A 12653-nucleotide genomic window follows, 5' to 3' on the forward strand; every position below is an offset into this window, starting at 1 on the left:
GTAAACTAAGGAGTTTAATTTATGAAAAAATATATTATTTTTGATTTTGATGGTACCCTTGCAGATTCAGAAAACATTGTTATTAGTGTATGCAATCAAATGGCAGCAAAACATAATTTTAGTAAGATTAAGAAGGAAGATATTGAGTATCTAAGAGGACTATCTTTAATGGATAAATGCAAATTTCTTAATGTCCCGGCATATAAGCTTCCATTCTGGGCTGTAGATTTTTATGGTTTATTTAGAGCTGCACTTGATAGTTTAAGATTATTTGATGGCATCAAGGAATTATTAGAAGAACTAAATAATAAAGGTTATAATTTAGCAATAATATCCTCTAACTCTGAAGATATAATTAGAGAGTTTCTTAAAAAAAATGAAATTAATTATTTTAATAAAATATATTGCTCTAGTAACTTACTTGGAAAAGATAAGGTAATTAGAAGTTTTCTAAAAAAGTATAATATTAAAAATAGCGATGCGATTTATGTTGGAGATGAATTAAGAGATATTGTAGCATCTAAGAAAAATGATTTGAAAGTTATTTGGGTAGACTGGGGCTTTGATAAAATTGATGTTGTAAAATATGAGAAGCCTGACTTTATAGTCAGTTCACCAAAGGATATTTTAGATGTTATAGAAAATATAGACTAATAAAGTCATGGAATATTGAACCATGACTTTATTATTATCGTTTAACCTTATATTTATCATATATTTTTCCATAAATAATTATTAATAGTATTATACCTACTGAAGATGAAAATATAGTAATAATTGTACCAATTTTACTACCAAATACTATAGATAATAGTAGACCAATTATATAAGTTGAACCATAACAAATCCACATTATTCCATTAGCTCTATTATATGCCTTCACATCAGATATTTCTTCTGACTTTACAGTGGTACCTGACCAAAAATGCATCGGGGTTTTCTTTCGAATAGAGTAAATACCAATTGTTATAAATATAGCTGTAGTTAATAAGATTGGTACTGATAATACAATGAACTTACCCATCCTCTAGCCTCCTACTATTAACCTCTCTAACTATATTATTCGAAAAACATTAAGATATCAACAATTTAAATTCCTTGTGATTAATCAAGTTAATGTCCTTATAAATATGGCAATCTTTGCAAAATACATTTAAAAGGTATTATACAATCTATTATAGAATACTATATTCATACTATTTATTGAGAGGTCTAACTATGGCGTATGTATATATAATAGCATTTTATTTTATTGTTACTACTGGATTAATAATAAGTACAGCCTTAAACAAGTATGAAGTAGATAAAAGAAAAGATATTGTATTAGTGAATTTACAAAGAGATCTGAACTCTGAAATAATTTTCGGAGTAATTTTTTTGTTAATTTCATTCTTTTCCTTTTATTTTTGGTATGATAATTTTCTAAGTTTAAGAGTTTATCTTACTGAATACGGTTATATGGAAACTCTATCTAAGATGTTTGATAAGGATTATTTGTCAAATTTGCACAGTTATCTATATAGACATGATGCTTTTGACGGAATGCTGTTAATCGATAACTTTATAGGAGCTATCAATTATTTTTTGCTTTCAGCCTTATATCTATATATAGCCCTTATCTTATTTTTTAGAGGACTACAGAGAGGATATATTACTTCAATAGGTATTCATACTGTACATTTTAACTTTTTATGGGATAGTGTTTCGGAATATAAGTGGGAAGAAAACAATAAAAATTACCTTATTATTACCATTCATATAAAAGGGATAGAAGATAAAATAAAATTAAAGCTTTTAAACAAAGATAGGGAAGTTTTAGAAGCACTGATAAAGGAAAAGGTAAAAACTAGCTTTTACAGCAAATAAAGAAGTTGTCTATAATATAAAAGTAAAGGCTAAGTATATGGGGGCGAACAAATTTATGTATAAGAATAAATTAACTATATGAATTTTAGTATCAATTATTTTAATCAGTGGTTATTTAAATTATTTTTTGTTTTCAACATTAAAAACTTTAAGTCATGAAAAAGTGAATGATGTATCCTCAACATATATAGTAGCCAATTCTAGTGTTGTAACAATAAATGATTATGGCTATAAAGCCTTAGTTACAAATGATATTGCTAACCTTCATAGTAACTTTAATATAATAAAAAATGAACAGACAAGGCTCCAAACTGCTATGATGCTAGGGGCTCAAAAAAGCTATGTAAGTAATTTTGAAGTTCGAAGAGTAAGTGAAGGATCAAACTATTTAAGTAGGCAAGTAATAAATAAAGTTATTAAAACTGGGTGGACTGAAGAATTAAGGGAAGAATTTGAATTATATTTAAGAGACTATGATATATTAAGAAAGTATTATAGGGAAGTTTTAGAATTAGATTTTAATAGTGCATATTTTAACAAACTAGTTCAAATTGAGTTAAATTTTGTTACAAATTTTAACAAATATGTAAATTACTATTCTTTATTGCAAGAAGAATCTACAAACAGAGAAGAAGTAAGTTAGAAAATACCAGATTATGAATATAATGAGCAACTATATATGGAAAAATTAAATGAATTTTCTGCTAAGGCAATAGAATACGCAAAAAATTATATGAGTATACTTATTCCAGATTATGAAAGTCAGGGATATGGCTTAATTGGTGTAACAGGACATGGGTATAGTGTTTCTCCGCCTACTCCCACGGTTTACGTAAGCCTTAAGAAGCCACATAAATATGGAAGAGCTGATGCGGATGTTATTATTTCTTTAACTTTAGATGGCGCTTTTCATTCAATGTCTACCTATTATAGTAAATCCAACAGGGCTTACTAAACATGACAGTGAAAAAAATAATATAACCAACATTAATTTTTCAGTTGATGATGCTATTGAACTTACACGAAAAAGGATTAAAGATTTAATACTATATATAGATGATGTAGCTGTAGAAAGAATTCAAAATACCAATGGTAGATTATTTATAGTTTATAACCTAATTATTGACGAATCTATAATAACAAACTTAAATGTCAATGCAACCGTTGCATTAGATGATGGAAGAATAGAGGTATTATACAGTTCAAAGGAGTATATTGAAGATATTGAATTTTTAATAGATGAAATAAGGGACTTTGATAAGAATATGTTAATATCAGAGGAAAAGGCTAAAAAAAGTATAGGGCCTCAAAATAAAATATCGGGTAATGGTAACTTATATTATAGGTATAATTCAGGCAGATCGGATGAATGGCTATGGAGAATTGAAGTTCAAACTTGACAAAAAAAGCAGCGGATATATATTGATGCATTTAACGGTAAAGAAATAAATATTAAACCAACAGCTAGGTGGGACTTTTAAGTCTCACTTTCTTATAATTCTTACATGCTTAAAGGAAATAAAGAAATTCTGTAGAAATAAATATTATTAATTATTTGGAGGGTAACTTATGAAAAAAATTAATTTGGATGGCTTAGAAGTTATTATACGGGAAGCAGCAAAAGAAGATGCAAAAGCAGTTATTGATTATATAGATAAAATCTCTTATGAATCTGACTTTCTAACTTTTGGTCCTGGTGAATTCACTATGACACAAGAGAAGGAGGAGGCTTTTATTGTTGAATCCCTTAATTCGAAGAATAAGTTATTTCTAATTGCAGAAATAAATAATAAAATAGTAGGCAATTTAAATTTCCAAGGCAACGAAATGGTAAGATGTAAACACATAGGGGAGTTCGGAGTGAGTGTATTAAAAGACTATTGGGGTAAAGGGATTGGAAGGGAATTATTGCTTTATCTAATAGATTGGGCAAAGAAATCAAGCTTTACAAAAATTCAACTAAGTGTTAGGGAAGACAATTTGTCTGCTATAATGCTATATGAAAAACTTGGTTTCAAAAAAGAAGGTTCGATTTCTAGATTTTTTTATCATAATAAAGTTTATCATTCTGCTATAATTATGGGAATAGAGTTAAATAATGATATATAGGACTTAATTAAAGTGAAAAAAAATGATATAATATAGAACTAGTAAGTTAATTTATTCACAAATTTATTATTTCAGAGGTGAATAATGTATAGTGCTCTGCTTGAAAGGGAAGATTTAAGGAATTTAAAAATTAAAATTTTAAGCTTTATTGAAAGAGAACTAGCTTTAGGCGAGAATATTTGTGTACCTACTTTCTTTAACAGAGGCACTTGGGACAGATTAGGTAAAGAAGGATTATTAGGATTAAATATTTCAAAGAAGTATGGGGGAATTGGGAGAGACCATCTATCTGTTGTCATTGCTGGACAAGAGTTAGTGAAGAATGGTATAAGCATAGGAATTGCCATGTCCTGGATGCTACATTTATGTGCATCTCATTTTTTAATAGAAAAACATGGTAGTGAAGTTCAAAAAGAGCAAATCTTAACAAGGTTAGCTACTGGTGAAATTACAATATCCTTTGCTTACGGTGAAATGGGTTCAGGCGGTAGGCCTTCGAATTTTAAAACCTTTGTTGAGAGATTCGATGATTATTATATATTAAATGGTAGGAAAGACTTTTTAACAAATGGGCCAATAGCAGATATATTTGTAGTTTTTCCATTAACGGAAATTGAGGATAAAAGAGTTTTAACTGCCTATATTATTACAAAGAATACTATAGGGGTTAAGACTTTAGAACCTATAGACGTGAGGTTTTTGAATCCATCTCCCCATTGTTCTATAGTATTTGAAAATTGCAAGGTGTTGAGTGATAACATACTAGGTAGAGAAGGTTTTGCATATGAGGAAATCGTTAAGTCCTGGAGAGCCTATGAAGAGTTATATTTAACTGGTCTTTACATAGGTGGTATGGAAAGGCAAATTTCACTTTTTATAGATTGTTATAAAAATCAAAATATACAAAAGGAAATAACAATCGATGTAGGAGAATTAGTTTCCTTAGTAAAAGCACTTAAGGTTATTGCTTATGATATTGCTTTATTAATAGATAAAAATTCTAAAACTGACATATATCCACCTTTAGTATCCTTTGGAGTACTCAGTCACAAATTCAAACAATTATATAAAGAAATGGTCAAAGAAACAGAAATAATTGAATCTTTAGAGCTTAAGTATTTGACTGGAAGTATCGAGAATCTTTTAGGAATAGGTCAATATCTTTTTAACATTAACAAAAACAAATTAGGTAGAAGTTATGTTTCTAACATGAAATAGTTATAACTTTTGAATGGAGCTGAGAGAATGAATAATGAAAGATTTATTTCTGTAGAAGAAATAATGGAGAGCTATAAAACAGAGAGCTATATTTGTAGTAAATCAATAGCTACTACGTTGTTTTTGGCATATAATCTAGGAAAACCAATATTAGTTGAAGGTCCAGTAGGTGTAGGTAAAACTGAACTTGCTAAAACAACTGCTAAATATTTAGGAAGTGATTTAATTAGACTTCAATGCTACGAAGGTCTAGATGAGTCAAAAGCTCTTTATGAGTGGAAATATGGTAAGCAATTATTATATACTCAAATCCTTAAGGATAGCTTAGATAAAATTATTAACGATGCTGGGAATTTAACAGAGGCTATGGATAGATTACATCAACATGAAGATGTATTCTTTTCACCAAATTTTCTTGAACCAAGACCTTTATTAAAAGCTCTTCAAATGGAGAATCGGTCAGTTCTACTTATTGATGAAGTTGACAAGGCTGATGAAGAGTTTGAGGCATTTCTTTTAGAAATACTTTCTGACTTCCAGGTTTCTATACCCGAAATAGGAACTATAGGAGCTAAGAGTCGACCATTTGTGTTTTTAACAAGTAATAATACAAGAGAAATTAGTGATGCATTAAGAAGGCGTTGTCTACATTTATATATTCCGTTCCCCGAAGCAGAGCTTGAGAGCGATATTATTCAGGTTAAAGTACCGGAAATTACAGAATCCCTTAAAACACAACTGGTATCATTTATTCAGCAAGTTAGGAAGCTAGAAATTAAGAAAGCACCATCTATTGGAGAAACCATTGATTGGGCAAAGGTTTTACTACTACTTCATATAGATAAGCTTAACCCTGAAATAGTTAGGGAGACTTTAAGTGTTATACTTAAGTTCCAAGAAGATGTTGCAACTTTAGAATCTAAGCTTGAGGATATTACTTTAAAGGCAGTAAAAGAAACTGAGGTGTAAAGGATGGAATTTATTCTTCAAAGCTTTTTTACGATCCTTAGAGAATCTGGTGTAAGAATATCAGTAGGAGAAAGTATAGTTGCAATGAATGCAATTAAGCTAATAGGCTATAGTGATCGGGAATCATTTAAGCACACACTTAGTACATGCTTAATTAAGACAATTGAAGAAAAAGAAATATTTGAAAAGTCATTTGAACTATTTTTTTCTGCTCATATGTTTGAATCTCAATTAGATGATTACAATGAATATAGCTCAGATGAAATTAAAGAAGAGTTGTCGGAAATATCTAAGAATATTTTAGATGGAGACAAAGCTGGCCTGATGACAATAGTAAGGAAGGCCTTGCAAAATGTTGATTTTAGGGATTTAAAGCGTATAACACAACAAGGCCTATATATTAGAAAAGTTATGGATCAAAAAGGTATTAGAGATTTGGAGCAAGATATAGGGATGCTAGCAGAATATAACTTCCCTGGAGCCGGAAGAATGACTATGCTTTTAGAAAAAACTAAAAGGGAATTAGTTGAGTACATAGATTCCTATGTATCACAACAATATAATCTTCATAACGATTTTAATGATAGGGTTAATGAGGAAACTAGAATAAGGGATACTACCTTCTCAAAGATAGATCAAAAGAAAGCTTCTGATATGAGTAGAGTTATTCAAATACTTGCTAAGCAACTGTATGCATTACATTCTAGAAGACGTAAAAACTATAAGCGTGGTACACTTGATATTCGAAAAACATTAAGAAAAAATAGTTCATATCAAGGTTATATCTTTGTTCCTCAATACAAATATAAAAAAATACAACGTCCTGAAATTTTTGTTATATGCGATATAAGTAATTCGGTTCAAAATATGTCTAGATTTATGTTATTGTTTGTATATAGCTTAAATAAAACTTTACTTAAAGTAAGATCCTTTGCCCTTTGTTCAAATTTGACTGAGGTTAGCCATGTTTTTAAACACAACTCAGGAGAAATTGCAATTGACAAAATCCATAGGGGAGAAGATATTGATATATCTATGGGACCTACTGATTATGGTCAGGCTTTCAAGGATTTTAAGGAGCAGTACTTAAGTACTGTGAAAAGTACAAGTACAGTAATTATATTAGGGGATGCTAGAAATAACGAGGGTGACCCTAAAAGTAAGCTCTTGAAAGAGATTCAAGATCAATGTAAAACATTAATTTGGTTAAACCCAGAGGTTGAAACTATGTGGGGTGCTGGGGATTCAGTAATGGATGAGTATAGAAAATATTGTGATATTGCTCAGGAATGCAATAGTATAAATCACTTACACAAGACCCTAGATTTAATATTAAGATCATAATATATTAATCACACAAGAAAGGTTAGACTAGATGGATAATAAAACTTTTATAGCTTATAGTATTAAGGGGAGTAGAAATAAAAAAAATAAAAGAATGAATATAGATATAAAAAAAATCTTAATAATACTAATTGGAATTCTATTAATTGTATTAAATGTTGTTCCATTTATTACAATGCAGAAATTTATAAATTTTCATGTTAAATATAATGAAATATATAGAGCGGAAGATTATGGCTTATATTCAGAAAGGGTTATGCTAAAAACTTCGGATGGGATAAATATTTTTGCTCATGAGGTATTCACTGATAATCCAAAAGCAGTTATAATATTTTTGACGGGAATTCACAATCCATCAGTTACTGCTTATTTTGGACATTCAAAAATGCTATATGACCAAGGTTATGCCTCATTTCTACTAGATTTAAGGGCTCATGGAGAAAGTGAAGGAAAGGTGATTGGTTTAGGATATAAGGAACACTTAGATGTTAGGGCATTAGTAGACTACATAAAATCAAATGATAAGTATTTGGATGTTCCAATTGTAATTTATGGAGCATCAATGGGTGGCGCTACTGCAATAAACTCATTTGGATTAATGCCTGAAATTCATGGTTTAATAAGTGTATCAGCCTATTCATCATGGGATGATGTATTTACTGAAGCCTTAATAAATATGAATATACCAAGAGTTCTAGCATATCTACAAAAACCTTTTATGAAATTACATACAACCTTTAAATATGGAATAGGCTCCGCAAGAATTACACCAATAAATCAAATTAAAAATGTAGGTGATAGACCTGCTCTAATTATGCATTCAACTGGTGATACTGAGGTTCAACTTTCAAATTACGAAAGATTAATAAAAAAAGCTCCAAGTCATGTTGAAAGTTGGGTTAGAGAAGGAGACTCTCATTTTGTTGTTCAAAGGGACAAGCTGTTAACACCCTACGAGGACCAGGATTATTCAAAACAAATCATTAATTTTTTAAATAAAAATTTTTGATAATAAAATAAAAAAGAAAGAAGGGATTTAAGTGAATTATATTATTATTACAGGAGCATCAAAAGGATTAGGTGAAGCATTAACACAAAAACTTATCCAAAAAGAAAATCATCTAATTTGTATTGCAAGAACAAAAAATAACAACCTAATTGATGAAGCTGAAAAAAATGGAGTAAAGTTAGATTATTTTGAGTATGACTTAAATAATACTACTGGTGTTGAAGAGTTATCTAACAAAATTTTTACTAACATTGATAAAGGAAATGCGAAAACTATCTCTTTAATTAATAATGCAGGAGTAGTAGATCCAATTAAACTTGTAGATAATGTTTACACAAATGAAATACAAAAAAGTCTTAATGTTAACGTAGTTGCACCAATGATTTTAACATCTGCATTTATGAGATTTACAGCAGATTTAAAAATTGAGAAAAGAGTAATTAATATTTCATCAGCAGCAGGAAAAAGTCCTTATCCAGGATGGGGATGCTATTGCACATCAAAAGCAGCATTAGATATGTTCACACAATGTATTGGAGCTGAGCAAGCAGAAGTAGAATTCCCAACTAAGGCTTTATCATTTGCTCCAGGGGTAATTGATACAGAGATGCAAGTACAAATTAGATCATCAAAACAAGAAGATTTCCCATTAATAAATACATTTGTTGGTTTAAAAGAAAAAGGACGTCTATTACAACCAGCTTATGTTGCAGATAAAGTAATCGAGCTTTTATTTGCTGAAGAATTTAAAAACGGAAGTATTGTAGATATTTATAAATTGTAATAGTTTTGGAGGACACACTATGATGCTAAAATCAGATAACTTGCTAATAACAGAGATTTCTGAAGAAGATAGTAGTGAAATATTAGAAATTTATAACTCTAATAAACGCTTTTTAGTTACTCATTTAGATAAAAGTAAACTAGACCAAGACTGGTTAATAGAAGAATTAGAAAAAATGAGGAAGATGAACTATAAGACATTTAAAATAATTGAACTGTCAAGTAATAGAGTTATTGGATTTATAGATTTAAAACTTCATGAAGAAAGTTATCTGTCTTTGCTCATGATACATAATAGCTATAAAAGTAAGGGATATGGTAAAGAGGCTTATGCTTTACTTGAAGAACATTTTCGTAATGAAAAGGTAAGGAATGTCAGAATTGACGTTGTATATGATTATGATAACAGCGTTATGCAGTTCTGGGTAGATAGAGGTTTTAATAAGGTTAAAAACATACAGCTACAATGGGATGATCAGTATTTAGGTGCTGCAATGATGAAAAAGGCCTTATAAATAAGCAAAATTTAATAAAACAAGGGAATGAATAGAGTTATTATTCATTCCCTATTTTTATCATCTAAAAAAATTTTGTATTAATAATATTATTAGTCCTATAATATAACCAACACTCGTCCAATCGGTAGAACCCTTATCCATATAGTTTTTAAAGATATTTATTACTTTCCCTATTATTACAAATATGATTGCTAGATTAACAAACAAATTACTATAGAATTCAGTAAATGGGATATCTGTTATCATTACATATACTATTGGTATTAGGACTATTAATATAGCACCTGAGTTTATAGGTTCAAAAACTAAAAAGATAATAAAACACTTGAATTTCAGGTGTTTTTTTATTGGAAATTTTGGAAATAATCGTTGTGTACTTCGATGTACTGTGATATAATAAAAGAGGGTGATTTTATGTTTATTAGAGTGACTAAGAGTCCCTGACTAAGTATAAAAAAGTATATCTTGTTGAAGGCTACCGTGACGAAAATGGTAAATCTAAACAAAGAATTATTAAATGCTATGGCAATCTTGAAGAATTAGAGGCTAATGATCCGGATATTCTACAAAAGCTAAAAGATTCTGCTAAATTGATAACTAAAAACCAAGTAAATCTAACATTGAACCTTAGTGATAGTAACGATGATATGGAAATTGATAAGAACTATGGCTACTTTTTTCTTGAAAGACTCTATAATGAGCTTAGTTTACCTCAGTTTTTTAAATCACAAATGCGTAAAAGAAAGCATGTTTTTGACTTGAATGAAGTTTTTCAATTGCTTCTATATGGAAGAATTCTGAAACCTGCTAGTAAAAAATCAACATTTGAAAATAAAGATGAGTATTTCGAATCTTTTAAAGTAACTATAAATTCTATTTACGAGTCTCTCTCTCTAATGAAGGATATTAAAGAAGACCTACAACAACATCTTCATGAACAAGTTTCACAGATCCACGGTAGAGATACTTCACTTGTTTTCTTTGATGTAACTAACTATTACTTTGAATCAGACTTAGAAAATAATCTTAAAAAAGTTGGTATCTCTAAACAAAAAAGAACAACGCCAATCGTACAAATGAGTCTAGCAATTGATAGAGCAGGCCTACCTGTTGGGTATGATCTTTTTTCTGGTAATACCCATGATAGTACAATGCTTATTCCTGCCTTAAAGAATATGAAAAATAGATATGCTCTTGAGAGAGTAATTCTAACAGCAGACAAAGCTCTAAATAGTGGTAAAAACCTAGCTTTTCTTGTAGAAAACAATGATGGTTACATAGTTTCACAAAAGGTAAGAGGTGCCTCTAAGACATTTATAAAAGAAATTCTTAAAGATGAAGGCTACGTTTATAACTCTACTAAAACTTTTAAGATTAAATCTTTCTTCAGGGAAAGAAAAACTAATAACGAAAATGGTGAGGAAATTACACTCAAAGAAAAAGTTGTATCTTTCTGGGCCGCGATTATGATGCTAGAGAAAAACACAAAAGAGAAAAATTAGAAGAAAAAATTCAAGAGTATCTTGAAAATCCTTCGAAATATAAAGCTTCTAATCGTTATGGTGTAAAAAAGTATTTAAAAGAAATAGAGATAGATACTTTTACAGGTGAAGTGGAAGATAAAAAAACGCTCTTAGAGTTTGAAGCTGCTAAGTACGAAAGAGATGTGGCCTTAGATGGGTATTATGCTCTTGTTACCAGTGAGCTTGAAATGCCTGATGAAGAAATAATTGAAAGGTATAGAGGTCTTTGGAAGATAGAAGAATCTTTTAAAGTTTTAAAGTCAGATTTAGAAGGTCGTCCTGTCTATGTTCGAAGAGAGGATAGAATAGAAGGACATTTTCTTATTTGTTTCGTAGCATTATTAATTTCGAGAATTTTAGAGAATAAACTCAAAAACAAATACTCTATTAAACGAATACAAGAGTCTCTTAGAAATGCGACGTGTAGATTTATTACCAATGGAATCTACTCACTTAATAAACAAGATGAAATTTATAGAGATATCGAAAAATTATTTGGTGTTTCTCTAAATTACAGAAATATAAGAATCGAGCAAATTCGTTCTTATAGGAAAGAAATAGTTCACAACATAAAAAAATAAAAACAAATCAGCTATGACCTAGTATTTTTAAGGTGTTTAGCTGATTTTTTGTTCTTGCAACCTATAAACTCAGGATATAACCAACACTCGTCCAATCGGTAGAACCCTTATCCATATAGTTTTTAAAGATATTTATTACTTTCCCTATTATTACAAATATGATTGCTAGATTAACAAACAAATTACTATAGAATTCAGTAAATGGGATATCTGTTATCATTACATATACTATTGGTATTAGGACTATTAATATAGCACTTATATAAAATAACCACTTAACCTTCTCGGCAATCAAATATATAGTTAACTTTCCTTTATTTTTTATAATGTAAATCACTCCTTATACAATTCATTTGGATATCTATAGTTAAAGCTAATTAAAAAGTGATTCGTCAGCAATCAAAACATTATTCATTTATAAAGATCTCCATCTCAATATAGCAATAAGTAAAAAAAAGCATCCAATGAGTATGAAGTACATGCCTGATCTTCTAAAGCTTATAATAATATCTAATAGGTTATCTCCGACTGTTTGCTCTTTAATGATGGAGATTCCAAGTAAAATCATTAATATACTAATAGTTAATAATATAATATGTAATATATATTTAGGATCAAAATAGGGACTTACAAAAACTTCTATATATTCAGAGAGAAACAAAAATACAATAGAAATAAAAATACCTAATATAATTTTGCGACTCAAAAGATCCACCTCTATCACTATTAATTA

General features: G+C 29.4%; 16 protein-coding genes. 14 read left to right on the top strand and 2 right to left on the bottom strand.

Features of this window, described 5'->3' with window-relative positions:
- Positions 1-21 precede the first annotated feature (21 nt).
- Positions 22-654 (top strand): HAD-IIIA family hydrolase, encoded by a 633-nt coding sequence (locus HZR23_RS12990; RefSeq protein ID WP_132849575.1) that lies wholly within the window; start codon positions 22-24, stop codon positions 652-654.
- A gap of 34 nt (positions 655-688) precedes the next feature.
- On the opposite strand, the gene HZR23_RS12995 is transcribed toward HZR23_RS12990, so the two are convergent.
- A complete protein-coding gene (locus HZR23_RS12995) occupies positions 689-1024 on the bottom strand; it encodes a hypothetical protein (RefSeq protein WP_132849574.1) in 336 nt (111 codons plus the stop codon).
- Between the two features lie 194 nt (positions 1025-1218).
- On the opposite strand from HZR23_RS12995, the gene HZR23_RS13000 reads away from it, so the two are divergent.
- The 13 genes from HZR23_RS13000 (at position 1219) to HZR23_RS17630 (ending at position 11920) form a co-directional block, all read left to right on the top strand.
- Complete coding sequence (locus HZR23_RS13000) at positions 1219-1866, top strand: hypothetical protein (protein ID WP_132849573.1); 648 nt, start codon at positions 1219-1221, stop codon at positions 1864-1866.
- A 127-nt stretch (positions 1867-1993) separates the two neighbouring features.
- Positions 1994-2509 carry a hypothetical protein gene (locus tag HZR23_RS13005; RefSeq protein ID WP_132849572.1) on the top strand — a complete coding sequence of 172 codons (516 nt, stop codon included), beginning with the start codon at positions 1994-1996 and terminating at the stop codon, positions 2507-2509.
- Positions 2510-2545: 36 nt separating this feature from the next.
- The gene (locus HZR23_RS13010; protein ID WP_132849571.1) at positions 2546-2821 is read left to right on the top strand and encodes a hypothetical protein; all 276 of its coding nucleotides are present in this window, start codon (positions 2546-2548) and stop codon (positions 2819-2821) included.
- Positions 2766-3266 carry a hypothetical protein gene (locus HZR23_RS13015; RefSeq protein ID WP_132849570.1) on the top strand — a complete coding sequence of 167 codons (501 nt, stop codon included), beginning with the start codon at positions 2766-2768 and terminating at the stop codon, positions 3264-3266. The genes HZR23_RS13010 and HZR23_RS13015 overlap by 56 nt, the downstream gene beginning before the upstream one ends.
- 169 nt (positions 3267-3435) lie before the next feature.
- The gene (locus HZR23_RS13020; RefSeq protein ID WP_132849569.1) at positions 3436-3975 is read left to right on the top strand and encodes a GNAT family N-acetyltransferase; all 540 of its coding nucleotides are present in this window, start codon (positions 3436-3438) and stop codon (positions 3973-3975) included.
- A gap of 84 nt (positions 3976-4059) precedes the next feature.
- On the top strand, positions 4060-5193 hold the full coding sequence (locus tag HZR23_RS13025) for an acyl-CoA dehydrogenase family protein (protein WP_132849568.1): 1134 nt from the start codon (positions 4060-4062) through the stop codon (positions 5191-5193).
- Between the two features lie 27 nt (positions 5194-5220).
- The gene (locus HZR23_RS13030; protein WP_132849567.1) at positions 5221-6162 is read left to right on the top strand and encodes an AAA family ATPase; all 942 of its coding nucleotides are present in this window, start codon (positions 5221-5223) and stop codon (positions 6160-6162) included.
- Between the two features lie 3 nt (positions 6163-6165).
- Complete coding sequence (locus tag HZR23_RS13035) at positions 6166-7506, top strand: VWA domain-containing protein (protein ID WP_132849566.1); 1341 nt, start codon at positions 6166-6168, stop codon at positions 7504-7506.
- Between the two features lie 31 nt (positions 7507-7537).
- A complete protein-coding gene (locus HZR23_RS13040) occupies positions 7538-8515 on the top strand; it encodes an alpha/beta hydrolase (RefSeq protein WP_132849565.1) in 978 nt (325 codons plus the stop codon).
- A gap of 31 nt (positions 8516-8546) precedes the next feature.
- Positions 8547-9299, top strand: coding sequence for a (S)-benzoin forming benzil reductase (locus HZR23_RS13045; protein WP_132849564.1), 753 nt, complete (start codon positions 8547-8549; stop codon positions 9297-9299).
- Positions 9300-9318: 19 nt separating this feature from the next.
- Entirely contained in the window at positions 9319-9813 is a 495-nt protein-coding gene (locus HZR23_RS13050; protein WP_132849563.1) for a GNAT family N-acetyltransferase, read from the top strand.
- Between the two features lie 515 nt (positions 9814-10328).
- On the top strand, positions 10329-11318 hold the full coding sequence (locus HZR23_RS17625; RefSeq protein WP_456300200.1) for an IS1634 family transposase: 990 nt from the start codon (positions 10329-10331) through the stop codon (positions 11316-11318).
- Between the two features lie 8 nt (positions 11319-11326).
- Positions 11327-11920 (top strand): IS1634 family transposase, encoded by a 594-nt coding sequence (locus HZR23_RS17630; RefSeq protein WP_283669811.1) that lies wholly within the window; start codon positions 11327-11329, stop codon positions 11918-11920.
- Between the two features lie 415 nt (positions 11921-12335).
- Here HZR23_RS17630 and HZR23_RS13065 read toward each other — a convergent pair whose 3' ends face one another.
- Positions 12336-12626, bottom strand: a complete 291-nt coding sequence (locus HZR23_RS13065; RefSeq protein ID WP_132849244.1) for a hypothetical protein — start codon at positions 12624-12626, stop codon at positions 12336-12338.
- Positions 12627-12653 lie beyond the last annotated feature (27 nt).

It is taken from the genome of Serpentinicella alkaliphila (assembly GCF_018141405.1).
Taxonomy (GTDB): domain Bacteria; phylum Bacillota; class Clostridia; order Peptostreptococcales; family Natronincolaceae; genus Serpentinicella; species Serpentinicella alkaliphila.

Coding starts and splice junctions, on each gene's coding strand:
- HZR23_RS12990 (WP_132849575.1), top strand. CDS start 22: ATGAAAAAATATATTATTTTTGATTTTGATGGTACCCTTGCAGATTCA.
- HZR23_RS12995 (WP_132849574.1), bottom strand. CDS start 1,024: ATGGGTAAGTTCATTGTATTATCAGTACCAATCTTATTAACTACAGCT.
- HZR23_RS13000 (WP_132849573.1), top strand. CDS start 1,219: ATGGCGTATGTATATATAATAGCATTTTATTTTATTGTTACTACTGGA.
- HZR23_RS13010 (WP_132849571.1), top strand. CDS start 2,546: ATGGAAAAATTAAATGAATTTTCTGCTAAGGCAATAGAATACGCAAAA.
- HZR23_RS13015 (WP_132849570.1), top strand. CDS start 2,766: ATGGCGCTTTTCATTCAATGTCTACCTATTATAGTAAATCCAACAGGG.
- HZR23_RS13020 (WP_132849569.1), top strand. CDS start 3,436: ATGAAAAAAATTAATTTGGATGGCTTAGAAGTTATTATACGGGAAGCA.
- HZR23_RS13025 (WP_132849568.1), top strand. CDS start 4,060: ATGTATAGTGCTCTGCTTGAAAGGGAAGATTTAAGGAATTTAAAAATT.
- HZR23_RS13030 (WP_132849567.1), top strand. CDS start 5,221: ATGAATAATGAAAGATTTATTTCTGTAGAAGAAATAATGGAGAGCTAT.
- HZR23_RS13035 (WP_132849566.1), top strand. CDS start 6,166: ATGGAATTTATTCTTCAAAGCTTTTTTACGATCCTTAGAGAATCTGGT.
- HZR23_RS13040 (WP_132849565.1), top strand. CDS start 7,538: ATGGATAATAAAACTTTTATAGCTTATAGTATTAAGGGGAGTAGAAAT.
- HZR23_RS13050 (WP_132849563.1), top strand. CDS start 9,319: ATGATGCTAAAATCAGATAACTTGCTAATAACAGAGATTTCTGAAGAA.